Source organism: Sulfuritalea hydrogenivorans sk43H, assembly GCF_000828635.1.
Lineage (GTDB): Bacteria > Pseudomonadota > Gammaproteobacteria > Burkholderiales > Rhodocyclaceae > Sulfuritalea > Sulfuritalea hydrogenivorans.
The window spans coordinates 417,809-440,640 of the sequence record NZ_AP012547.1 but is presented as its reverse complement, the minus strand read 5'-3'; the positions used below and the strand labels follow the sequence as shown (position 1 = coordinate 440,640).

The window sequence follows — 22,832 nt, the reverse complement described above, 5'->3', positions numbered from 1 at the left end:
ATGGCCCTTTATGAATCCGAGCACACCAAGTTCATGCGCGAATGGATGGAAAAGCATCCCGAAGAATCGCGCGAGCAGCAGAAGGGCCGCGCACTGTGGTGGGACAAGCCGCCGCAGGCGCTGGACACGATGAAGGAAGCCGAAGCCGCGAGAGTGCCGAACAAGGCCTATTACTACGACGCGAATTAGAAGGCAGCTCTCCTGCGGCAGAAGTCATCTTGGCCGCACGGTACCCGTCCGGATCGCTGAACGCTTTCCGGAGCTTCAGCGGGCATCTGTGTCGGCGTCTCGCCAGCGCCGACTTTGTCTTGCGGCATTTGCCTCCACCGTTGTCACAGTGAAAGAATCCACAGGGCAAGATTACTGAGCTCGTCCGGATCCTTCGTGTCAATGATCGGGTGCTTCTCGTCGGTGCCGTCCGGCAACTGGACCATGTGGCCGGCGGTAATGTGCTCGACGATCACTGCCACGGCGTCGGGCTTGGTCTTCAGCCGGGCCGCCACGCGGGCGTAGGCGGGGCCCTTTTTGGTCTTGTCGATGGCGTGGCACTTGAAGCAGTCGTTGCGCTTTGCCAGCGCCCTGGCGGCCTCCGCGTCGGCCTCCGCCCGCGCCGGGCCGTACGCGGCCATTCCAAGCAGCAGGATTCCTGCCAGCGCAAGCGCCTTCTTCATGGCCAGTTGTCCCCGCTCATCCGGTCTGCGATGATCCCGCTTCAAGGCAGGCGCCTCGAAGCGGGAATCGCTCAGTGACCGCCGCCGAGGAAGCCGATGACGATCAGCGTCAGCAACGTCAGGCCGAAGGCAATCAGCACCAGGCCGAGAATCTTCGACGCCAGCGTGAAGGGCGCCGACGGCGCGTCGACCAGATATTTCTCCAGTTCGCCGCTCGCCACCAGGCGATCGTATTGCGCCCGGTGCTCGTGCCTGAACTCCTGCAGCGACTGCGTGCCGGTGAACATCACCACATCCGGCGGAGGCAGCTTGTCGGGCCGGAAGTGGTTGTTGAAGAAGTGCACCGTGAAGAGGAACACGGCGGCGAGCACCGCTTCTTCACCATGCACCACCATCGCCACGTTGAACACCCAGCCCGGCAGGTAGGCGGCAACCACGTGCGGGAAGGCGAGCATCATGCCGCTGCCGCCGATGATGGCCATACCCCAGAACACCGCCCAGTAGTCGAACTTCTCCCAGTAGGACCAGCGTTCGATCGCGGGGCGCGGCCCCTTGCCGACGAACCACTTGAACATGCCGATCATGTCGTACATGTCCTTCCAGTTCGGCACGAAGGAGTCGGGGCCGAAGAACCTGAAGTCCTTCCACTTGCGGGCGATGCTGATCGAGACCGCCACCAGATGGAGGGCGAAGATGCCCAGCATGGTGTAGGCCGCCAGACGGTGTACCTGCCCGGCGATTTTCGGAGTACCGAAGGCCGCCATCACTGCCTTGGCCCAGCTGGTCTCGGGGAAGAAGGCCGCCATCCCGGTCAGCACCAGCAGCATCACGCTCAAGGCGAACAGCAGGTGCGCGATGCGCCACATCGGACCGAAGCGCTTGACATGCCTGGTGGCGAGTTCGGGCGGCAGCTTGTCGGTCATGACATGCGGCACGCTCCTGCCTTGCTTGCGATCCGCATACTCGCGATACCACCACAGGCCGGAATGCAGCCAGAAGAAGGCGAAGACCCCGACCAGCAGGGCGATCATCGCCTTGGTGGTCAACCAGATTTCCGGGTACTTGGCAAAGTCGTGGCTGTTGCCGTGCGGGCTGAAGCTGAGGAAGCCGGCAGTCGCCAGCCCGGGCTTGCCTTCCTTGCCGCTGTGGCACTTCTGGCAGGTCTTGAGCCGGTTCTTCTCGTGCATCTTCGATTTCGGATCCTTCGAAGCTTCGATGGCATGGCTGCCATGGCAATCGGCGCACTTGGCGGTATAGGCGTAGCCCAGCCGGTTAACCTGGCCGTGATAGGAGGCCTTGTAGGACTCGTAGGCATCCTTGTGGCAATCGCCGCAACTCGCGGTGATCGCCAGCTTGGCCTTGTCGGTGGAACTGCCGACGATGTCGTGGGTGGTGTGGCAGTCGGAACAGACCGCCGTCTTGAAATTCTTCTTGTCGGCTTCGCGGCCGTGCGCAGACCCGGTCCAATCTTCCAGATGATCGGTATGGCACTTCTCGCCGCACACATTGGGGACGGTCAGGTGCCATTCCTTGCGTTCCTGGGTACCGCGTGGCGGTACATCGAAGCTGTGTACGTCGTGGCAATCGCTGCAGATGGCCATCTGCTTGGTGGGATCATCCTTGTCCGGCTTGGCGTGGAAGGATTTGCGGTAGGCCGCAACGTTGTCGGCGACGATGCCCAGCCGCGGCTTCTCGGCGGCCTTGCCGTCCTTCTGCGTGGCTTCCCACAGGTCGAGGTGGCATTGCGCGCATTCAACCTTCTTGACGCCGGCCGGCTTCTGGTGCGGCGTGACACTGTCGATGATGTCCTTGTGGCAGCCGACGCACTCCATTTTGGCGTGCACGCTCCTGGCGTACTTGTCCGGACCGACGGTCTTGACGTCGCGCTTTTCGCCATTGCTGGCGAGCATTTCGAGCTTGCCCTTCTTGCCGTCGTGGCAAGTCTGACAGGTGGCGTTGTCGAGTTTTTGCGTGACAGGCGCCGGACTGCTGGCCGCCACGACCGATACACTCGCCAGGCTACCGGCCACAAAAACGGCCGCCGTTGCAATCCACGCCGCAAGCTTGCTGGTACGCATGATCAGAATTCCCGGTGTTTCTGGATGTTCAGGCACTCACCGCTCCGCGCGGCGCGCATGCCTGGAAAGCATCCCGCCGAAAGCCATGTGCCGGGCGTCAGCGGGAGATGCCGGATCAGCGCGAAAGGATCCACTGCGCCAGATTGCTCAGCTCCTTCGGATCCCGGGTCTCGATGTTCTTGTGATCTTCTTCGGTGCCGTCTTCGAGCTTGACCTTCGGCCCGGTGGTCATCTGCTTGATGGCCTCTTTCTCACCGAGTTTCTTTTCCTTGTACTTGGCGGCGATCTTCTGATACGAAGGGCCTTTCTTGCTCTTGGCGACGTCGTGGCACTTGAAGCAGTCATTCTTCTTGGCCAGCGCCCTGGCGGCCACCTCATCGACTTGGGCATGCGCGGGCGCGATTCCGGTCAGGGCGAAAATCAGCGATCCGGTCAGCAGCAGGGTGGTTTGGGTTTTCATGGTTCGACTCCGAAAAAGTTGCTGAAAAAGTTTGTGTCGCCAATCAAGACAAGGTCGGTATGGCAACTTGACAAGAAACCGCCGGACATGCCGGCGGTTTTGATTTCATCGAAAGCCCCTGCTAAAGATTCTTCGTATCGTGGCAAGCCGCGCCGCAGGAGTTGGTGTAGGGGATCGGCATCGCCTTGCCCGGTTCCACACCCTTGACGCCCTTGTTGTCCTTGCGCGGAACGTCATAGACGTGCGAGCTGATGTCGTTGACCCAGTAGTTCTTGCCGTCCTTGTTGAGCAGGCCCTTGCCGAAGCCGGCGCCAGTCTGTGCGGTCTTGGCGTTGTGGCAGTCGATGCAGGTGATCTTGGCGGGATCCACCGTGCACCTGGCCTTGTCCGCCAGATGATCCTTCATGCTGTCGCGGTTCTTGTGGCAGGCGGTGCACACCTCTGGCGTCTTCGGATCGTGCTTCAGCTGATGCAGCGACTTGCCGTTACCGTGCGGATCATGGCAGTCGGAGCACGCCACCAGCTGGGTGCCGTTGCGATATTTTTTCGCCTTGATCAGGTCCGAGTAGGGCTGGTGGTGGCTCTTGGAATGCTGTCCGTCCGCCCAGAAGTCGGCGTCCTTGCCGTCCGCCCGGGTGGTGTATTCCGTGAGGAAGCGGTTGCGCGAGGTGCCCGGCAACATCATCTTGTTGTCCTTGTTCACCGGCTGGTCGTTGTTCAGGAATCCCTGGGGCCGGCTGTGGCACTGCCCGCACAACACATCGGCGCGTTCCGCCGAGAGCTTGTTGGGGCTGACGATGGTGGCGGGCATGTCGATTTCTTTTGCCTTGTCGTGCACCGAACCGGGGCCGTGGCAGGTTTCGCAACCCAGGTTTAGCTCGTTGGGCTTGCCGTCGCCGTCGATGTCCATCTCGCCGTTGCGATCATTGACGGCGCCGGCGATGTAATCACCCTTGGCGTTCTTGGTCAGCGTGTAGCCGGCGTAGTGGCAGGATGCGCATTCCTTGTCGAAGGACTTGGCCTGTGGCGGATCGGTCAGCTGCTTTTTCTCCTCGTTGTAGAACCAGTCGGCGTGGTAGTCGCGCCAGGGCTTGCGGGTACGGTCGGCAAAGCTGTCGTCGCCGTTCTGGTTGAACTGCACGAAGGGGAACAGGTTGGCACCAACGCGCACCAGGTAGCGCTGCTTGTAAAGGCCGCCGCCGTAGGTCATGTCCACCGTATAGGTGCGGGGCTTGTCCGCGCTGTCACGCAGGTTTTCGGTACGCAGCTTGAGCTTGCCGTCGGTGTCCTTGTAGAAAGTGGCGGTGAAACTTGCCGACGCGGCATCGGCCGGTGCCTTGGTGGCGATCTGGTACTTGTCGAAGCCGCGGCCCTTGTCGAAACCGTGGAACCAGAACTTGGTGCCGGCCATGAGCTTGTCCAGGCCCTTGTTGAATTCCGGGAAGCGGGAATGATCCTGCAGCTTGCTCGGCTTGCCGATGACCGTCATGCCCAGCCGGTGCAGGGTCTTGGTGATGTGCTTCTGGTCTTCGTGGCATTCGATGCAAGCGGTGCTGCCGATGTATTTGGCATCGGGCGGCACGTTGCCGGAAATCTTGATCAGCATCGGCGCGGCGCCCAGTTCATCCGTGCCCAGAGCCTTGCGCGACTTGTCGCCACCCGGCAGATACTTGCTGGTGGCCGGTTCGACATAGACAAAGTATTTGCCGCCGGGCACGTCGGCGAAGCTGAATTCACCCTTGGCATTGGTCTTCGCATTCAGGTAGCGTCCGCGATTGGCGGCCAGGCTGTCTTCCAGCGGCTCGTCGTTCGGTGAGTCCTTTTTGACTTCGATCGGCGTCTTGCCCATCGCCGCGATGTCGTTGGCGGGAATCAGCCAGACCGTGGCATCGGCCACCTTGAGGAAGGTCTCCTTGCTGCCATCCTCGACCACGCCCTTGAAAGCGGTGTTCGGGTAGCTCTTCACTCCGCCCGTACAACCGTAGATCAGGAACGCGGAAGCGATCACCAGCAAGCTTCCGATAATTTTTTTGTTCATGACGATCCCCTTGTTGTTCGACTGTTCGAAGGGAGACGAGCAATCCCTGTGCCACCAGCAGACTTGATTTTTCTCTAGAACTGTCAATGGTCACGCCCGGGAATCGACTACCAGGTTGTCACAATACAAAGACGCATGTCACTGATTAGTGACAATCCCCCATCGCTTCATGCGCACATAGAGATTCTGTCGCGGGATGCCGCTCAGACGCGCCGCCTCGGACATGTTTCCTCCGGCCGCATCGAGCAGGCGCTGGAAATATTCGCGCTCGAAACCGGCACGCACATCCTGATAACGTAGCGCGGCGACAGACGCCGCTGCGTTGGTGAGTGAGGTGTTCATGGCAGCCTCGCCTGCCATGAACAAATGCGTGCCATCGATCGGCCCCCCCGGATGAAGTGCCACCGCACGCTCGATGCAATGCTTCAACTGGCGCACGTTGCCTGGCCACTGGCTGGTTTCGAGCAGGCGCACTGCCGCCGCGGTGAAGGGGCCGCAGTTCTTGTCGAATTTGGCGTTGAAATAATCGAGAAAATGGGCGGCCAGGAGAATGATGTCTCCGTGTCGCTCGCGCAAGGGTGGCAGGCGCAGTGCAACCACGTTGATGCGATAGAACAGGTCCTCGCGAAAGCGACCCGCCTGAACTTCGGAAGACAGCTGTCGATTCGTGGCGCAGATCAGGCGGAAATCGGCGGTCCGCGGCTGGGTGCTGCCAATCCGCGTGAATTGATGGCTTTGCAGCACGTGCAGCAAGCTGCTCTGCAACTTTGGACTCATGTCGGCGATCTCGTCCAGGAACAGATTGCCGCCATGCGCTTTTTCAAAATAGCCGGGACTTGCCTGCGTCGCCCCGGTGAATGCCCCCTTCTCGTGGCCGAAGAGCAGGCTTTCCAGCAGCGATTCCGGGAGGCCGCCGCAATTGACTTCGAGGAAGGGCTTCTCCGCGCGCGCGCTCCACGCATGCAACAGCCTGGCGACAACATCCTTGCCGGTTCCGCTTTCGCCTTCCAGCAACACGGTAGTATCGAGGCCGGCGACTTGGCGAACCTGGTCGAGCAGGCGCTCCATGGCCGGTGACTGCCCAACCGTCGCCGGCGCACCCGACTCGGCGGCGAGTCGAGTGCGCAGACCGTCGATCTCCCGGTAGGCGGCATCGAGCTCGAGCGCCTTGCCGATTACCGCCTCCAAGGCTTCGAGATCCTCGAACGGCTTGGTCAGGTAGTCGAACAGGCCTTCACGCACCGCAGCCACCGCATCGCGGACATCGGCAAAGCCGGTCATCAGGATCGTCACGAGTTTCGGCCGCCGGGCACGGAATTCGCGCGCCAGATCGATGCCGTTGTCCTTGGGCAGGCGCTGATCCATCAGCACCAGGTTGAAATCCTCGGTGGCGAACAGGCGCCGCGCCTCCTCGCCATCGGCAGCAAGGCTGAGCTCCGCCGACTTTTTCAGAAGGCGTTTGAGCAGGGTCCGGGTGTAGTGGTCGTCATCCACCACCAGAATTCTGGGGAGCATTTCAAGCGGCCTTGGGCTGAGTCATGGGGAGCCAGATTGCAAATCGCGTGCCATCGCCCGGTGCACTGCTTGCCGAGACATGGCCGCCGTGCAGCAAGGCTACATGCTGAACCACGGGAAGACCCAGCCCGGTGCCGTCGCTGCGCGTGGTGAAGAACGGAACGAAGACCTTTTCCAGCACATCCGGCGGAATCACCGGGCCTCGATCCGTGACCGCGAGCGACCAGCCCGAAGCATTTCCGTCCGGATCGACCTCCGGCTCCAGCGTAATGACGATCGGATCGTCGCCGCTCGCCGCCTGGGCGGCGTTGAGCAGCAGGTTGAACAGCGCGTGGCGAATCAGGATGGGATCGACCATCAGCACCACCGGCTCCTCCGGCAGGCGGACTTCGACCGGATGATGCCGATCCTCCGCCTGGCGGAACATGAGTACCGTGTCCTCGATCAGGGGTGCCATCGGCGTCGGCTTGCTGTCGAAGCACGACACCTTCGAAAACTCCAGCATGCGGCGGACGAAAGCGCGGCAGTCCTCGCCCGCACGCCGGATCTCGCCCAGCAATTCGCGTGTTTGTTGCGGATTGTCCGTTTCGCGTTCGGCAAGCTGGGCCATGTTGACCACGCCGACCAGCGGATTGTTGAGCTGGTGGGCAATGCCGCCGACCATGGTTCCCAGCGCCGAAAGCTTTTCGAGTTGCAGAATGCGGTGGTGCTCCGTGTTGAAACGCAGGATCTGGTGCTCGAGGTCATGCTGCCGCTGGTAGTCGCGTTCCACCCGGTCGAGGGCGAAATAGAAAATTGCCAGCACGCCCGCGGCAACCAGCAGGCTGACCAGGGTAACCGTCGCGATCGACCGGCCAAAGGTCGCCTGCAATTTCGTGATGTCGCGAATCACCACCAGCTCCCCGATGTGGCGCCCGCCGGCATCCTCAAGCGGCACCAGCGCCACGTGAAGCGACCGCCCGCGGTCGCCGATGACCGCGTTGCGTCCAGCATGCAATCCGTCGAGCATGCGCTTGTCAAAGGTAGCCGGCAACTGCCCGCTGGTCTGCGCCAGGGCGACATGATTTGCAAAGCGCTCCCAGTCCCCCTGTCGCTGCATCATGTGCAACCCGCGCTGCCACTGTTCGGGGCGCAGAAACTTCTTGTCGACCAGCACGGCCAGATCGACCGTCAGGCTGTCGCGTATTTCATCCAGCAACTGTTCGACTTCTTCGCCGATTTCGAGGTAGCCGAACACCTTGTCGTCATGCTTCCACGGCATCACCATCCGCAGGGTGAGCGTTCCCAGCGGCCCGAGTTCGAGGCCGCTCGCGGCGGCGGCCTGGTCCCTGGCCTTCTTCATCGTCAGCCGGTCGATTTCATCGCCGAACTCGCCGGGGCTATGCACGCGATACAGGTTGATCAGATCGATGCCGGTGAAATAGAGGTGGGTGATTCGATGCTCGGCGCGCAGGGTATCGAACAGCGGCCCCGTCTGTCGCGCCAGACTGGCGCGGTCACCGTCGCGAAACGACTTTTCCAGTGCCCGGTTGGTGGTCATCGCGCGCAGGACCGCGCGCATGAGGTTGGCATCCTTGTCCAGCTTCTGCTCGAACAGTTTCGCCACCGCGGCCGATCGCTCGGCAAGGTCCCGGTCGCGTATGCTGGCCTCGACCAGGTAAATGGCGACGGCAAACACGCACATGACGAAGGTCAGTGCGAGCGCAATCGGGCCGATGAAAGCCGCCTTGACGCGCCGGGGCTGTCGGGCCGGAGTAACGGAAGTCATGGTCAGCAAGTCTGCGCCTGTCGTGCGCCGGTGGCAACCCGGTCCTGGAAATGCGCATCCCGGAAACCTCTCTGCGTGTAGTCATCCGCAGCGGCTTGGGGAGCGTATTTTGCTCGATCGTCCCGCTGCGCAGAGACTTCATCAGAACATACTTGACTCGTCCGCCTTGCTGCGGAGAGGCTTCATTCAAAATGAGAGTATCCACTGCGCTAGGTTTTTCAGCTCGGCGGGGTCCTTAGTATCGATGATCCTGTGCTTCTCGTCGCTGCCATCCGCCAGTTGAATCATGGGTCCCGTCGTGATGTGTTCGATGATCGTTTCCACACCATCGGGCCTTGTCTTCAATCGGGTGGCGATCCTGCTGTAGGCGGGGCCCTTTTTGGTCTTGTCGATGGCGTGGCACTTGAAGCAGTCGTTGCGCTTTGCCAGCGCCCTGGCGGCCTCCGCGTCGGCCTCCGCCCGCGCCGGGCCGTACGCGGCCATTCCAAGCAGCAGGATTCCTGCCAGCGCAAGCGCCTTCTTCATGGCCAGTTGTCCCCGCTCATCCGGTCTGCGATGATCCCGCTTCAAGGCAGGCGCCTCGAAGCGGGAATCGCTCAGTGACCGCCGCCGAGGAAGCCGATGACGATCAGCGTCAGCAACGTCAGGCCGAAGGCAATCAGCACCAGGCCGAGAATCTTCGACGCCAGCGTGAAGGGCGCCGACGGCGCGTCGACCAGATATTTCTCCAGTTCGCCGCTCGCCACCAGGCGATCGTATTGCGCCCGGTGCTCGTGCCTGAACTCCTGCAGCGACTGCGTGCCGGTGAACATCACCACATCCGGCGGAGGCAGCTTGTCGGGCCGGAAGTGGTTGTTGAAGAAGTGCACCGTGAAGAGGAACACGGCGGCGAGCACCGCTTCTTCACCATGCACCACCATCGCCACGTTGAACACCCAGCCCGGCAGGTAGGCGGCAACCACGTGCGGGAAGGCGAGCATCATGCCGCTGCCGCCGATGATGGCCATACCCCAGAACACCGCCCAGTAGTCGAACTTCTCCCAGTAGGACCAGCGTTCGATCGCGGGGCGCGGCCCCTTGCCGACGAACCACTTGAACATGCCGATCATGTCGTACATGTCCTTCCAGTTCGGCACGAAGGAGTCGGGGCCGAAGAACCTGAAGTCCTTCCACTTGCGGGCGATGCTGATCGAGACCGCCACCAGATGGAGGGCGAAGATGCCCAGCATGGTGTAGGCCGCCAGACGGTGTACCTGCCCGGCGATTTTCGGAGTACCGAAGGCCGCCATCACTGCCTTGGCCCAGCTGGTCTCGGGGAAGAAGGCCGCCATCCCGGTCAGCACCAGCAGCATCACGCTCAAGGCGAACAGCAGGTGCGCGATGCGCCACATCGGACCGAAGCGCTTGACATGCCTGGTGGCGAGTTCGGGCGGCAGCTTGTCGGTCATGACATGCGGCACGCTCCTGCCTTGCTTGCGATCCGCATACTCGCGATACCACCACAGGCCGGAATGCAGCCAGAAGAAGGCGAAGACCCCGACCAGCAGGGCGATCATCGCCTTGGTGGTCAACCAGATTTCCGGGTACTTGGCAAAGTCGTGGCTGTTGCCGTGCGGGCTGAAGCTGAGGAAGCCGGCAGTCGCCAGCCCGGGCTTGCCTTCCTTGCCGCTGTGGCACTTCTGGCAGGTCTTGAGCCGGTTCTTCTCGTGCATCTTCGATTTCGGATCCTTCGAAGCTTCGATGGCATGGCTGCCATGGCAATCGGCGCACTTGGCGGTATAGGCGTAGCCCAGCCGGTTAACCTGGCCGTGATAGGAGGCCTTGTAGGACTCGTAGGCATCCTTGTGGCAATCGCCGCAACTCGCGGTGATCGCCAGCTTGGCCTTGTCGGTGGAACTGCCGACGATGTCGTGGGTGGTGTGGCAGTCGGAACAGACCGCCGTCTTGAAATTCTTCTTGTCGGCTTCGCGGCCGTGCGCCGAGCCGGTCCAATCCTCCAGGTGGTCCTCATGGCATTTGCCGCAGACGGCCGGCACCGCGAGGTGCCATTCCTTGCGCTCCTGCGTGCCGCGCGGCGGCACGTCAAAGGTGTGCACATTGTGGCAATCGCTGCAAATCGCATTGAGCCTGGTCTCGTCGTCCTTGTTCTGCTTGGCGTGGAAGGATTTCTTGTAGGCCTCGACGTTTTCCACGACGATACCGAGGCGTGGCTTCTCCGCGGCCTTGTTGTCCTTCTTCGCGGCCTCCCACAAATCGAGGTGGCATTGGGCACACTCGGCTTTCTTCACACCGGCCGGCTTCTGGTGCGGCGCGACGCTATCGATGATTTCCTTGTGGCAGGCGACGCACTCCATCTTGGCGTGCACGCTCTTGGTGTACTTGTCGGGGTTCACGGCCAGCAGTTCGCGCTTCTCGCCGTCGGCCTTGGGCACTTCCAGCTTGCCCTTCTTGCCGTCATGGCAGCCCTGGCAAGTGGCGTTGTCGAGTTTCTGTGCGGCGGGCGCCGATGGCGCGTTGGCGGCTGCGGCGCTGCCCAGGCCTCCGGCAAGGCCAAGCGCTGCTGCGGCAAGCCATGCGGCCCACTGGTTGATGCCCATGATGTCCGTTCCCCGTGAGTCGTTGTATTTCCGGCAACGGCCGCAGGCGGCCGTTGCCGATCATGCCGGTGCCCCTCGACGAACTCCCGGCAAACGTGGCTAGGTCAGCGCGAAAGGATCCACTGCGCCAGGTTGCTCAGCTCCTTCGGGTCCCTGGTCTCGATGTTCTTGTGGTCTTCTTCGGTGCCGTCTTCAAGCTTGACCTTGGGGGAGGTGGTCATCTGCTTGATGGCCTCCTTCTCGCCGAGTTTCTTTTCCTTGTACTTGGCGGCGATTTTCTTGTAGGAGGGACCCTTCTTGGTCTTGTCTACGGCATGACACTTGAAGCAGTCGTTCTTCTTGGCCAGCGCCTGCGCCGCCGCTTCGTCGACCTGGGCATGGGCCGGTGCAATTCCGGCAAGGGCAACAACCAGCGACCCGGTCAGCACGAGAGTGGTATGGATTTTCATGGCAAGACTCCAGTTAAAGTTGAAATGAACTCCCGGCCCCGGCCGGCACTACCTCGACATGCAGAATACTCCCGCGGAACGTTAGTCCGCGCGAATACCCCATGTCAATCAGACGATTCCTACATCCAGGCATGTTTCCCCCGCGCCCGCACTCGCGGCATCGGCGTCTCTGGCCGCCGGCTTCACCGCGCGATGGAAGCCCAGCATCCCGTGGAACACCATATCCACGGTCACCTCGACAAAGCCCAGTTCGCGCAGCACGATCGACAGCTCTTCGGCGGTGTAGAACAGCTCCAGAGCGTCCATGAAGTACTGCTTGGCCCTCACCGCCGCCGGACCACTGCCGACAATCAGCCCCGTCAATCCAAGACACCCTCGCAAATAGGCGTAGTAGAAATTCTTCACGATCACGTTTCGTGGCCGCAACATGTCGGAATGGTGGAAATGCCCGCCGGGCTTGAGTACCCGCAATATCTCGGTAAATACCTCGCGCACGCGCAGGTGGCGCGAGGCAAATTGCAGGGTGGCGACATCGAAATGATTGTCCGGGAAGGGCAGCGTATGCACGTCGCCGATGGTGCTCTTGATCTGGAAGCCCAGCGCCGTGGCATTCTGCTGCCCCACGGTCTGCATCTCCGCGCTGCGGTCCATGGCATGCACGTCAAGTGTCGGCTCACGCGTGAGCAGGGCGATGCCGATGGCGTTGGTGCCGGCGCAGACATCGAGCACCTTCTGCCCCGGCTGCAAATCCACCTGCTGCATGAAACGCCGCAGGAAGTTGCCGAACTGGCCGAGGGCCGCAATGTTGTTCGCGCGGTCGTAATAGGGCGCGACGTCGGCAAAGACGTCGTTGAGGTCGTTGCTCCAGACGTCGCCCAGACATTGTTCGCGTACTGACTCGCGCATGGCTAACGGGGGTGCCATTGATGCTGTCTCCCTGAACGGAGTTCAGTTGGGCCGGCCATTTTCCGGAACGCCTGCAGTTGGCGCCCATGCGGCCTCAAGCCGCACGAAACGCTCGGTGAGCGCGGCCAGTTCGCGGTAAAACGCGGTCTCGGCGCCCGAGCCGACCGCGGCGGCGAACGGCCCGATCCAGGTGCTCATGTGTTCGCTGGCAAAGCGGCGATGCAGCGCACTGGCCGCCGCCGCGTCCTCGGCATCGCCTTCGGGTTGCACCTGGTTCTGCGCGAAGATCAGCGCATAGAGAAATTCCAGCTCCACTGCTACGTGATCCGGCAATTCGTGAAGCTCCTCGCTGACCTCGAAGCCGCCCTGCTCGTAGAAATCGAGCACCCCCATTGTCGCCTCATGCCGCATCGACTGGTCGTCGGTCAGCCAGAACGACGCATAGGGCATGGCCCTGGGTTGCGAAGGTCCGATGAACAGCGCCGTGTAGTCGACCAGCAACGTTTCCAGGTCCTGCGCCACAAACGCTGCGCCCAGCTTGCGCGCGGAGTCGGCGAGGCCGGAATCGATGGCGCTTGCCGCGGCCGCCATGGAATCGAACAGGAGCTCTTCGCTGAAAACAGTGCTGGGTTCGCAATAGCAGGCCGCGAGATATCGGCATAGATCCTCGCGCGCCCCGGTGACTCCGGTGACATAGTCGATCATTGCGACTCCTGAAAGAGGCCGGCCGAAGCCGGCCCCCGTCTCTATTTCACGCACGGGGACTGTACTTGCCGATGTAGTGCACATTGGGCTTGGTCCCTTTCTCTTCCTGCAAGCGGAAGGACTTTTCTGTCTTCAGTATCTGAGAAATCTTGCTGGCCGGATCCTGCTGGTCGCCGAAGATGCGCGCCTGGGACGGACAGACCTCGACGCAGGCCGGTTGCAGGCCGTTGCTCACACGGTGGTAGCAGAAGGTGCACTTCTCGACGACGTCGTCCGAACGGATCGCCTTCAACTCGCCGCCCTGCCAGTCGTTCATCGCCGGAACCCGTGCGCCGGCCCTGGCCGCCACTTCCGCGCCCGATGACGTGCAGCCCGGAATCGCCGAGGTCTTGTCGGCCCAGAACGGCTGGGGCTCGTCTTCCGCCGCGTTGAGGCTGATCACGCTGTAGGTCTCGCCGGTAAGGCTCTTGGCGTCGAGCTTCTCGTGGCTGTAGGGACAGCCGTTCTTGGTCTGGCAGTCGCCGCAACCGACGCAGAGTTCCGGGTTGTGCAGGGTGATGCCTTCCGGCGTCTTGAACAGGGCCTTGTAGGGTTTGCCGGGGCCGGCCTTCTCCGGATTGCCCGGGCAGATCTTGATGCAGGGCGGCTCGTCGCAGTGGTTGCACAACACCGGTATCACCATATGACGGGTGTTGGGAAACGTGCCCTCGCTGTGCATCAGGAAATCGGCCCAGTTGTGACTTTGGCCGTTGGCGCGGTTGCGCGTGTTGTTCTCGGTCTTGCAGGCAAAGGCGCAAGCGCCGCAACCGACACAACGCGACAGATCGATAACCATTCCTAGTTTCATCATGTTCTCCTTGTCCGCGGCGCTCAGGCCTTGGTGATCCGCACGCCGGTGAAGCCGCCGTTGCGCGCCGTGGAGCCGCTCAAGCGGTCGAGGTCATCGACCAGTATCGTGTTGTTGTTGCCGCCCAGTGGCACTGCCTTGGCATAGTCCTTGGTCGCCACGCGGCCGTAGGCCCAGTGGCCCTGGCCGTAGCACTTGGCCACGGTGCCGGGACGCACACCCTCCCACAGCTTGAGATCGACCGTGATGGAACCCGCCTGCGAGGTGATGGTGACCTTGTCGCCAGTCTTCAGGCCCAGCCTGGCGCCGTCGGCCGGATTCATCTTGACCACGTCGCCCCAGGACACATCGCCCGGATCGACCTTCTTGAACTCCTGATACCAAGGAAGGTTCTGCGAGCGGCCTTCGCGGTTCAGGCGCGACTTGTAGTCGATGAAGGTGAAGGGGAACTCCTCCAGACTGCCGTTGCGCTTCGGAACTTCATAGTGCGGCACGAAGGCGAGGTCGCCGCGCGCCGTATAGCCACTGACAGTGAGGATGTCGTCGGTGGTGGTCTCATGCTTCTTGGCATGCTCCCCCAGACGCTTTTTGAGCGTCGCGCTGTAGAACTCGAATTTCCTGGTCTCGCTCTTGAACTTGCCGCCCCAGCCCTTCTTCGGCGTGTAGCGCGGGCCGTGGAACATGCCCTTGGCCTTGAACTCGGCCCAGCCCTTGATCTGGGCGTCGCCCTTCGGCGCTTCCTTGGCCATCCAGATCGGCGCGCTGAGGAACCTCGTTGTGATCTCGGCGAACTCCAGTTCATTGGTCGCCGCCTTGCCGGTCTCGGGATCCTTGATCGTGTCGTAGTAGTCAGCCAGATTGGGGAAACCTTTGGCCTTCAGCTTCTGCGCCAGCAGCCACACCACCTCGTTTTCTTCCTGCTTGACGTCGAACACGCGCTTGATCGGATTCTGCTGGATCGAGGCATAGCTGTAGCCGTTGCTGCCGTTGGTGATGATGTTCCAGCCCTCGGTCGTGTTGTGGGTGGACGGCAGCACGATGTCGGCAAACTGGGTCATTTCCGACGGGTTGGTGACCATGTGGGCGAAGAAGGGCACCTTGGCCATGACCTCGTCCCAGCGACTCGCGCCTGTTGCGGAATGGTTGTAGTTGTTCCAGGAGGCAAGCATGACCTTGACCGCACCCGGGTCCTTGAGCAGGTTGTTGGGCACGTTGTTCATCGCGGAACCCATCAGGGCGGGCATGTTCTTTTCGCCACGACCGTCGAGTTTCTTGCCTGTCTTGCTGCCTTTCTTGGCGACTTCATCGATGAACTTCTCGGTGCTGGGGAATTTGTTGAGCGGCGCGCCCGGGGCGCCTTCCAGAACAACGACGTCAATCGAACCCATCAGGCCGTTCAGCGCATACACGGCCATGGCGGCATAGGTGCCGCGAGGCATCATCGCCGCACCGGGGCCCATCCAGACTGCGGTGTTGGGCGCGGCCTTGCCCATGGCGCGCGCGACGCGGAGGATCTGGTCGGCAGGAATCAGCGATTCCTTTTCGCCAAAGGCCGGCGTGCGGTCCTTGAGTTCGAGGTTCCACCACTTGACCAGACCCGAGGTTTCCTTCTCGACGAAGGCGGCTTCGTCCACCATTTCACCGGCGACGAAGAGGTTCTTGCCGTCCTTGAAGTCGCCGACGAATTCCCTGTTCCACAGGCCTTCGGTGAGGATCACATGGGCGATGGCGCCGGCCAGCGCGCCGTCGGTGCCGGGCTTGACCGGCAGCCACTCGTGGGCCTTGGCGGCGGCGTTCGACAGGCGCGGATCAACCGCGATCACCGTGCCGCGCGCAACGATCTCATGGAAGCGATGAATGGTATTCGGTACCTGACGGTTGGACGCCAACGGGTCGCAGCCCCAGATCACCAGGCAATTGGTTTTTTCGAGATCGTAGTCACGATAGCCGTAGAAACCCTGGGTCAGCCCCGGGCCCATCTTTTCTGCTTCGGCGCAGATCGCGCTGTGCGAGAAGTACTGGCCGGTTCCGAAAATCTTCGGCAGCGTGCCGTAGAGCAGTTCCTGCGATAGCGGACCGTAGCGGCCGCGCATGTACATCAGCTTTTCGGGCTCGCCGGCGTTGCGCAGTTCGAGCATCTTGTCGGCGACGATGTTCATCGCCTCGTCCCAGCTGATCGGCACGAACTTGGGATCGATGCCGCGCCCCTTGAGCGGATTGGTGCGCTTCAGCGGCACCTTGACGCGATCCGGATCGTAGGTCTGCTGCGGAATCAGGTGGCCGCGCGGGCAGACGTAACCGTGGTTGCTCTTGGAAATCTCGTTGCCGCGCACGCGGGTTGCGCGCCCCCCCGACACGTACAGCTGGATCGCGCACCACTGGGTGCAGCCCTGGCAGGTACTGGCTATCCATTCGCCCTTGGCCGGTGTGCTGGACCGCGCCTTGCGCGGGATCAGCGCATTCTTGAACGGCATGGGCGCGGCCTTCGGCTTGTCGGCCGCCAACGCGTTGGCGCCGAGCATCCAGGCCGCGGATGCGGCCGACGCCCTGATGAACTCACGTCTTGTCAATTTCATGACTGCCTCCTGTATCGGTATTCGATCAATTTGAAATCTGTCCCCCCGACGCCCGGTGTCGGCCTCGAATTGGCGTTACTACTCGGTAACCTGAAGCAGGTCGCGATCAGCCCGTTCCGCTGCCCGCACGAACGGCGATCAGTCATTGCCGAAAGTCGGCGCTGGCGGTACGGCGTCCGGGACAGCGCGGCCTGCACGGCGCCTGGCGCGTCACGGAGATTTCGGATGGGGAGAAATGAAGGATTCACGACATCGGCCTCGACATGCTCTTGCCTGTCGATCTGCGAGAACCATGCCATCGGAGTCAAACCCCGCAGCATCAGGAGCTTGGGCTCGCATGCGGGCGAGCAGGGACGGACCGGCGGCAGAAACCGGTTAAGATAGTTACCACACCGTAACCGAGGAGACCTCCATGCATCCGGACATGAGAATCCCGTTACCAAACCGTAACCGCCGCCAGTGGCTGATACAAGGCGGATGCATCGCCGCCGCCGCTCTGGTCGGGCTTACCCGCAAGTCACAGGCAGCCGCCGGGCGAATTCGCGTCGGCATGACGCCGGCCTTCCTGCACGACCAGCATGGCCTGCTCGACGAATGGCGCGAATTCATGGCCGCCTCGCTGAACCGCCCCGTGGAGTTCGTGCAGCGCGACAGCTACCGCGAAACCATGGACCTGCTGCAACTGGAAAAACTCGAATTCGCCTGGGTCTGCGATTACCCCTACCTGCATCTGAAGGACACCGTGCGCCTGCTGGCGGTGCCGCTCTACCAGGGGCGACCGCACTACCGCTCCTACCTGATCGTGCACAAGGACAACACCACGACGCGCTCGATGGCCGACCTGGCCGGCTCGATCTTTGCGTACGCCGACCCGTATTCAAATACCGGCTATCTGTCGCCACGCTATGAAGTCCGCCAACTCGGCCGCGACCCCGCGACCTACTTTCGCAAGACCTTTTTCACCTGGTCGCACCGCAAGGTGGTGGAGGCGGTGGCCACCGGGCTGGCGCAGGGCGGTGCCGTGGATAGCTACATATGGGAGACGCTGGCGCATGTGGAGCCGACCGTGACCGCGCGAACGCGCGTGGTGTGGCGCTCGCCGGAGTATGGCTTTCCGCCCTTCGTCAGCCATCGCTCGGTAAGCGCCGCCGACTTTCGGCAGATGCAGAACCACCTGATCGGCACGGCGAAGACGGAGGCCGGACGCAAGCTGCTGGCCCGCCTGCACCTGGACGGCTTCACCGCCGGCAGCCCGGCGCTGTACGACGGCGTGGCGCGCATGATGCGCGCCTTCGGCGAAGCCTGATGCGCTGGCTGTTCAATCTCTCCTTTCGCCACAAGATTCCGCTGTGGACCTCGTTCCTGATCGGCCTGTCGATCTTCGCCGTCGGCGCCGCGCTGATGACGCGCGCCTACAACGACATGAAGAACGCAGTGGTGGTCAGCGCCGAGAACCTCGCCCATACGCTGGCCAACACCGTGGCGCCGACGCTGCTGCACGACGACGTCTGGCGCGCCTTCGAGATCGTGCGCTCGCCGATACGCGCGAAATCGGCCATGACGCCGGTCGAGGTGGATGCCGTCGTGGTACTCGGACGCGACCGCAAGGTGTTCGTTTCCAGCCATCCCGAAACCCTGCCGATGCTCGCCGCGGCGGCCACGCTGGGCGCCGACTGGCGGCAGATCGACGAGCGGCTCGACGCCGCCCCCGAAAGGAAATGGCCACTGGTACTGGAGCCGGCGAACTCCGACTACCTCTACCTGGCCTTGCCCGTGGTGCACAAGGATGCGCAACTGGGGCATCTGGTCCTGCGTTATTCCAAATCGGTATTCCATCCCTGGTTCATCGACACCATCTGGCAGGGGCTGGGCATCGGCCTGCTGGTGCTGGCGGTGCTGATTCCGATCAACTGGTACTGGGGCAGCCGCATGTCGGCGCCGCTGGTCGATCTGGCGCAGCGCATGGGCCTGATGCTGGAGAAGGCACCGGAACCGCTGCCCTCGGGCCTGTATCCCTACCACGACGAACTCGGACAACTGTTCGAGGCCTACGACCAGATGGCCCTGGCGCTGCGCGACAAGGCGGCGCTGGAGGCCGAAGTGGTCAAGTCGGAACGGCTGGCCGCGATCGGCCAGCTCACCGCCGGCATCGCCCATGAAATCAATAATCCGCTGGCCGGGTTGATCACGGTGGTGGATACCCTCAAGCTGCGCCGCGACCTCGACCCGCGCGCCTTGCGCAGCCTGGATCTGATCGATCGCGGCCTGACACAGATTCGCGACACCGTCGCCGCACTGCTGGTGCAAACCAGGGTGCAGGCGCGCCCACTGAACCTGCATGACCTCGAAGACATCCATACCCTGATCCAGCCGCAGGTCGGCAAGCGCCGCATTCAGCTTGAATGGTCGGCCGCGATGCCGGCCGAATTGCCGGCGCCGGCCAGCCTGGTGCGCCAGATACTGATCAACCTGTTGCTCAACGCCGTGCAGGCCGCGGACGAGGACGGCCATGTCAGCCTTTGGCTGGGGCGCAAAGACGATTCGGAGACCTGCCTGGCCATCGTGGTGCGCAACGACGGCGCCCTGCTCGGCGAAGAACAGCTTGCCCACCTGTTCGAGCCATTCGCTTCCACGCGCGCTGGCGGGCACGGCCTCGGCCTCTGGGTCACTTATCAAATCGTGACACAGCTGAACGGCCGCATCACGGCGAGAAACATCGACGGCAAGGTCGAATTCGTGGTCCACCTGCCCCTTGGAGAAACCCCATGCAGCACCGCATCGCACTGATCGAAGACGATCCGATCATCGGCGAGGCGCTCTCCGAGCGCCTCGACTTCGAGGGCTTCGCCTGCGACTGGTATCGCGACGGCAAGTCCGCCCGGCGCGGGCTTGGCCAACGCCGCTACAGCGTGGTGGTGAGCGACATCAATCTGCCGGACATCAGCGGCGAGCAACTGTTCAGCGACTTGCTCGATGCCGGGCAAGCCATGACCCCATTCATCTTCATCACCGGTTACGGCGCCATCGACCAGGCCGTGCGCCTGCTCAAGCTGGGGGCCCACGACTACGTCACCAAACCCTTCAACGTCGGTGAACTGATCGGCAAGATTCGCGGCCTGTGCGAGCGGCAACGCCCGGCGGGCAACGCCGTCGCGCAACTCGGGATTTCAACCGGCATGCGCCAGATCGAGGAACTGTTGCCACGACTGGCCGCCAGCCGCAGCGCTGTGCTGGTCTCGGGCGAGTCGGGTGCCGGCAAGGAAGAAGTCGCGCGCGCCCTGCACCGCGCCGGCGATCCCGATGGCAAGACTCCTTTCGTCGCGGTCAATTGCGGCGCAATTCCCGAGAACCTGATCGAGTCGGAGCTGTTCGGCCACGAGAAAGGTGCGTTCACCGGCGCCGACCGCGACCGACGCGGGGTGTTCGAACAGGCGGACGGCGGCTCGCTGTTCCTCGACGAAATCGGCGAAATGCCGCCCTCGATGCAAGTCAAGCTGCTGCGTGCGATTCAGGAAAGGGCCGTGGTTCGGGTTGGCGGCGCGACATCGCACAAGGTAGATATCCGGCTGGTCTGCGCCACGCATCACGACCTGAAAGCCATGGTGGAACAAGGCAGCTTCCGTGAGGACCTGTACTACCGGATCCACGTCATCCACTTGCACGTGCCGCCTCTGCGCGAACGGCAGGAGGACATCCTCTGGCTCGCGGCGCGTTTTCTCGACGACCGGGCGAGCAAGGGTGAAACCCGGCGCACGCTGACCTCTGAAGCCGAACGCGCCCTCACCCGCTATCCCTGGCCAGGCAATGTTCGCGAGTTGCAGCACTGCCTTGAGCGCGCCTGCGTGCTCTCGCTGACACCGGTATTGAACGCCGAAAACCTGTTCGGCGGCAGCGGAACACCCGCTCTGGAAAGCGACGCGCTGCGGCAACCACTCAGCGACCACCTGCAGGAATGCGAGCGCGCCTACATCCGCCGCGCGCTGAGCGAATGCGGTGGCCGCATCGCCGACACCGCCGCCCTGCTCGGCATCAGCCGCAAGAATCTCTGGGAAAAAATGCGCAAGCTGGGAATGGCCGACGGCTGAACGCCAAGTGCAATTTCATGGACAAAAAAACCGCCGGACATGCCGGCGGTTTTGATTTCATCGAAAGCCCCTGCTAAAGATTCTTCGTATCGTGGCAAGCCGCGCCGCAGGAGTTGGTGTAGGGGATCGGCATCGCCTTGCCCGGTTCCACACCCTTGACGCCCTTGTTGTCCTTGCGCGGAACGTCATAGACGTGCGAGCTGATGTCGTTGACCCAGTAGTTCTTGCCGTCCTTGTTGAGCAGGCCCTTGCCGAAGCCGGCGCCAGTCTGTGCGGTCTTGGCGTTGTGGCAGTCGATGCAGGTGATCTTGGCGGGATCCACCGTGCACCTGGCCTTGTCCGCCAGATGATCCTTCATGCTGTCGCGGTTCTTGTGGCAGGCGGTGCACACCTCTGGCGTCTTCGGATCGTGCTTCAGCTGATGCAGCGACTTGCCGTTACCGTGCGGATCATGGCAGTCGGAGCACGCCACCAGCTGGGTGCCGTTGCGATATTTTTTCGCCTTGATCAGGTCCGAGTAGGGCTGGTGGTGGCTCTTGGAATGCTGTCCGTCCGCCCAGAAGTCGGCGTCCTTGCCGTCCGCCCGGGTGGTGTATTCCGTGAGGAAGCGGTTGCGCGAGGTGCCCGGCAACATCATCTTGTTGTCCTTGTTCACCGGCTGGTCGTTGTTCAGGAATCCCTGGGGCCGGCTGTGGCACTGCCCGCACAACACATCGGCGCGTTCCGCCGAGAGCTTGTTGGGGCTGACGATGGTGGCGGGCATGTCGATTTCTTTTGCCTTGTCGTGCACCGAACCGGGGCCGTGGCAGGTTTCGCAACCCAGGTTTAGCTCGTTGGGCTTGCCGTCGCCGTCGATGTCCATCTCGCCGTTGCGATCATTGACGGCGCCGGCGATGTAATCACCCTTGGCGTTCTTGGTCAGCGTGTAGCCGGCGTAGTGGCAGGATGCGCATTCCTTGTCGAAGGACTTGGCCTGTGGCGGATCGGTCAGCTGCTTTTTCTCCTCGTTGTAGAACCAGTCGGCGTGGTAGTCGCGCCAGGGCTTGCGGGTACGGTCGGCAAAGCTGTCGTCGCCGTTCTGGTTGAACTGCACGAAGGGGAACAGGTTGGCACCAACGCGCACCAGGTAGCGCTGCTTGTAAAGGCCGCCGCCGTAGGTCATGTCCACCGTATAGGTGCGGGGCTTGTCCGCGCTGTCACGCAGGTTTTCGGTACGCAGCTTGAGCTTGCCGTCGGTGTCCTTGTAGAAAGTGGCGGTGAAACTTGCCGACGCGGCATCGGCCGGTGCCTTGGTGGCGATCTGGTACTTGTCGAAGCCGCGGCCCTTGTCGAAACCGTGGAACCAGAACTTGGTGCCGGCCATGAGCTTGTCCAGGCCCTTGTTGAATTCCGGGAAGCGGGAATGATCCTGCAGCTTGCTCGGCTTGCCGATGACCGTCATGCCCAGCCGGTGCAGGGTCTTGGTGATGTGCTTCTGGTCTTCGTGGCATTCGATGCAAGCGGTGCTGCCGATGTATTTGGCATCGGGCGGCACGTTGCCGGAGATCTTGATCAGCATCGGCGCGGCGCCCAGTTCATCGGTGCCCAGCGCCTTGCGCGACTTGTCGCCGCCCGGCAGGTATTTGCTGGTGGCGGGTTCGACATAGACAAAGTATTTGCCGCCGGGCACGTCGGCGAAGCTGAATTCGCCCTTGTCGTTGGTCTTCGCGTTCAGGTAGCGTCCGCGATTGGCGGCCAGGCTGTCTTCCAGCGGCTCGTCGTTCGGCGAATCCTTTCTGACTTCGATCGGCGTCTTGCCCATCGCCGCGATGTCGTTGGCGGGAATCAGCCAGACCGTGGCATCGGCCACCTTGAGGAAGGTCTCCTTGCTGCCGTCCTCGACCACGCCCTTGAAGGCAGTGTTCGGGTAGCTCTTCACTCCGCCCGTACAACCGTAGATCAGGAACGCGGAAGCGATCACCAGCAAGCTTCCGATAATTTTTTTGTTCATGACGATCCCCTTGTTGTTCGACTGTTCGAAGGGAGACGAGCAATCCCTGTGCCATGAACCGACTTGGTTTTCCTCAGAACCGTCAATGCTTACATCCGGGAATCCGCCAGCCGAATGTCACACTACCAAACGCATGTTACTCCCGCT

Annotated in this window: 18 protein-coding genes; 4 read left to right on the top strand and 14 right to left on the bottom strand. The window is 62.2% G+C overall.

Features of this window, described 5'->3' with window-relative positions:
- Entirely contained in the window at positions 1-189 is a 189-nt protein-coding gene (locus SUTH_RS02220; protein WP_041096766.1) for a DUF3460 family protein, read from the top strand.
- Positions 190-332: 143 nt separating this feature from the next.
- Here SUTH_RS02220 and SUTH_RS02215 read toward each other — a convergent pair whose 3' ends face one another.
- The 13 genes from SUTH_RS02215 to SUTH_RS02155 all read right to left on the bottom strand — a co-directional run bounded on the left by SUTH_RS02215 (position 333) and on the right by SUTH_RS02155 (position 16,610).
- Positions 333-671 carry a c-type cytochrome gene (locus tag SUTH_RS02215; protein ID WP_041096764.1) on the bottom strand — a complete coding sequence of 113 codons (339 nt, stop codon included), beginning with the start codon at positions 669-671 and terminating at the stop codon, positions 333-335.
- Positions 672-742: 71 nt separating this feature from the next.
- Positions 743-2,749 (bottom strand): cytochrome b/b6 domain-containing protein, encoded by a 2,007-nt coding sequence (locus SUTH_RS02210; RefSeq protein ID WP_041096762.1) that lies wholly within the window; start codon positions 2,747-2,749, stop codon positions 743-745.
- A 115-nt stretch (positions 2,750-2,864) separates the two neighbouring features.
- Positions 2,865-3,209: a c-type cytochrome gene (locus SUTH_RS02205; protein ID WP_041096760.1), complete on the bottom strand. Its 345-nt coding sequence runs from the start codon at positions 3,207-3,209 to the stop codon at positions 2,865-2,867.
- Positions 3,210-3,330: 121 nt separating this feature from the next.
- Positions 3,331-5,247: a cytochrome c3 family protein gene (locus tag SUTH_RS02200; protein WP_041096758.1), complete on the bottom strand. Its 1,917-nt coding sequence runs from the start codon at positions 5,245-5,247 to the stop codon at positions 3,331-3,333.
- Positions 5,248-5,385: 138 nt separating this feature from the next.
- A complete protein-coding gene (locus tag SUTH_RS02195) occupies positions 5,386-6,762 on the bottom strand; it encodes a sigma-54-dependent transcriptional regulator (protein ID WP_041096756.1) in 1,377 nt (458 codons plus the stop codon).
- Between the two features lies 1 nt (position 6,763).
- Entirely contained in the window at positions 6,764-8,530 is a 1,767-nt protein-coding gene (locus SUTH_RS02190) for an ATP-binding protein (protein WP_084207218.1), read from the bottom strand.
- 186 nt (positions 8,531-8,716) lie between these two features.
- The gene (locus SUTH_RS02185; protein WP_041096754.1) at positions 8,717-9,055 is read right to left on the bottom strand and encodes a c-type cytochrome; all 339 of its coding nucleotides are present in this window, start codon (positions 9,053-9,055) and stop codon (positions 8,717-8,719) included.
- 71 nt (positions 9,056-9,126) lie between these two features.
- Positions 9,127-11,127: a cytochrome b/b6 domain-containing protein gene (locus tag SUTH_RS02180; RefSeq protein ID WP_041096752.1), complete on the bottom strand. Its 2,001-nt coding sequence runs from the start codon at positions 11,125-11,127 to the stop codon at positions 9,127-9,129.
- 104 nt (positions 11,128-11,231) lie between these two features.
- Positions 11,232-11,576 carry a c-type cytochrome gene (locus SUTH_RS02175; RefSeq protein ID WP_041096750.1) on the bottom strand — a complete coding sequence of 115 codons (345 nt, stop codon included), beginning with the start codon at positions 11,574-11,576 and terminating at the stop codon, positions 11,232-11,234.
- Positions 11,577-11,684: 108 nt separating this feature from the next.
- The gene (locus tag SUTH_RS02170; RefSeq protein ID WP_084207217.1) at positions 11,685-12,500 is read right to left on the bottom strand and encodes a class I SAM-dependent methyltransferase; all 816 of its coding nucleotides are present in this window, start codon (positions 12,498-12,500) and stop codon (positions 11,685-11,687) included.
- Between the two features lie 24 nt (positions 12,501-12,524).
- Positions 12,525-13,187 (bottom strand): TorD/DmsD family molecular chaperone, encoded by a 663-nt coding sequence (locus tag SUTH_RS18185; RefSeq protein WP_052473089.1) that lies wholly within the window; start codon positions 13,185-13,187, stop codon positions 12,525-12,527.
- Positions 13,188-13,233: 46 nt separating this feature from the next.
- Entirely contained in the window at positions 13,234-14,034 is an 801-nt protein-coding gene (locus SUTH_RS02160) for a 4Fe-4S dicluster domain-containing protein (RefSeq protein ID WP_041096746.1), read from the bottom strand.
- A 23-nt stretch (positions 14,035-14,057) separates the two neighbouring features.
- Positions 14,058-16,610, bottom strand: coding sequence for a molybdopterin-dependent oxidoreductase (locus SUTH_RS02155; protein ID WP_041096744.1), 2,553 nt, complete (start codon positions 16,608-16,610; stop codon positions 14,058-14,060).
- Positions 16,611-17,022: 412 nt separating this feature from the next.
- On the opposite strand from SUTH_RS02155, the gene SUTH_RS02150 reads away from it, so the two are divergent.
- Genes SUTH_RS02150 through SUTH_RS02140 form a run of 3 tightly spaced genes read left to right on the top strand, consistent with a single transcriptional unit; the run spans position 17,023 to position 20,695 of the window.
- A complete protein-coding gene (locus tag SUTH_RS02150) occupies positions 17,023-17,916 on the top strand; it encodes a substrate-binding domain-containing protein (protein WP_231851085.1) in 894 nt (297 codons plus the stop codon).
- Complete coding sequence (locus SUTH_RS02145; RefSeq protein ID WP_041096740.1) at positions 17,916-19,397, top strand: sensor histidine kinase; 1,482 nt, start codon at positions 17,916-17,918, stop codon at positions 19,395-19,397. The genes SUTH_RS02150 and SUTH_RS02145 overlap by 1 nt, the downstream gene beginning before the upstream one ends.
- The gene (locus tag SUTH_RS02140; protein WP_041096738.1) at positions 19,376-20,695 is read left to right on the top strand and encodes a sigma-54-dependent transcriptional regulator; all 1,320 of its coding nucleotides are present in this window, start codon (positions 19,376-19,378) and stop codon (positions 20,693-20,695) included. Before SUTH_RS02145 ends, SUTH_RS02140 begins: the two co-directional genes overlap by 22 nt.
- Positions 20,696-20,768: 73 nt before the next feature.
- Here SUTH_RS02140 and SUTH_RS02135 read toward each other — a convergent pair whose 3' ends face one another.
- On the bottom strand, positions 20,769-22,685 hold the full coding sequence (locus SUTH_RS02135) for a cytochrome c3 family protein (RefSeq protein WP_041096736.1): 1,917 nt from the start codon (positions 22,683-22,685) through the stop codon (positions 20,769-20,771).
- Between the last annotated feature and the right edge of the window lie 147 nt (positions 22,686-22,832).

Coding starts and splice junctions, on each gene's coding strand:
- SUTH_RS02220 (WP_041096766.1), top strand. CDS start 1: ATGGCCCTTTATGAATCCGAGCACACCAAGTTCATGCGCGAATGGATG.
- SUTH_RS02215 (WP_041096764.1), bottom strand. CDS start 671: ATGAAGAAGGCGCTTGCGCTGGCAGGAATCCTGCTGCTTGGAATGGCC.
- SUTH_RS02210 (WP_041096762.1), bottom strand. CDS start 2,749: ATGCGTACCAGCAAGCTTGCGGCGTGGATTGCAACGGCGGCCGTTTTT.
- SUTH_RS02205 (WP_041096760.1), bottom strand. CDS start 3,209: ATGAAAACCCAAACCACCCTGCTGCTGACCGGATCGCTGATTTTCGCC.
- SUTH_RS02200 (WP_041096758.1), bottom strand. CDS start 5,247: ATGAACAAAAAAATTATCGGAAGCTTGCTGGTGATCGCTTCCGCGTTC.
- SUTH_RS02195 (WP_041096756.1), bottom strand. CDS start 6,762: ATGCTCCCCAGAATTCTGGTGGTGGATGACGACCACTACACCCGGACC.
- SUTH_RS02190 (WP_084207218.1), bottom strand. CDS start 8,530: ATGACTTCCGTTACTCCGGCCCGACAGCCCCGGCGCGTCAAGGCGGCT.
- SUTH_RS02185 (WP_041096754.1), bottom strand. CDS start 9,055: ATGAAGAAGGCGCTTGCGCTGGCAGGAATCCTGCTGCTTGGAATGGCC.
- SUTH_RS02180 (WP_041096752.1), bottom strand. CDS start 11,127: ATGGGCATCAACCAGTGGGCCGCATGGCTTGCCGCAGCAGCGCTTGGC.
- SUTH_RS02175 (WP_041096750.1), bottom strand. CDS start 11,576: ATGAAAATCCATACCACTCTCGTGCTGACCGGGTCGCTGGTTGTTGCC.
- SUTH_RS02170 (WP_084207217.1), bottom strand. CDS start 12,500: ATGGCACCCCCGTTAGCCATGCGCGAGTCAGTACGCGAACAATGTCTG.
- SUTH_RS18185 (WP_052473089.1), bottom strand. CDS start 13,187: ATGATCGACTATGTCACCGGAGTCACCGGGGCGCGCGAGGATCTATGC.
- SUTH_RS02160 (WP_041096746.1), bottom strand. CDS start 14,034: ATGAAACTAGGAATGGTTATCGATCTGTCGCGTTGTGTCGGTTGCGGC.
- SUTH_RS02155 (WP_041096744.1), bottom strand. CDS start 16,610: ATGAAATTGACAAGACGTGAGTTCATCAGGGCGTCGGCCGCATCCGCG.
- SUTH_RS02150 (WP_231851085.1), top strand. CDS start 17,023: ATGCATCCGGACATGAGAATCCCGTTACCAAACCGTAACCGCCGCCAG.
- SUTH_RS02145 (WP_041096740.1), top strand. CDS start 17,916: ATGCGCTGGCTGTTCAATCTCTCCTTTCGCCACAAGATTCCGCTGTGG.
- SUTH_RS02140 (WP_041096738.1), top strand. CDS start 19,376: ATGCAGCACCGCATCGCACTGATCGAAGACGATCCGATCATCGGCGAG.
- SUTH_RS02135 (WP_041096736.1), bottom strand. CDS start 22,685: ATGAACAAAAAAATTATCGGAAGCTTGCTGGTGATCGCTTCCGCGTTC.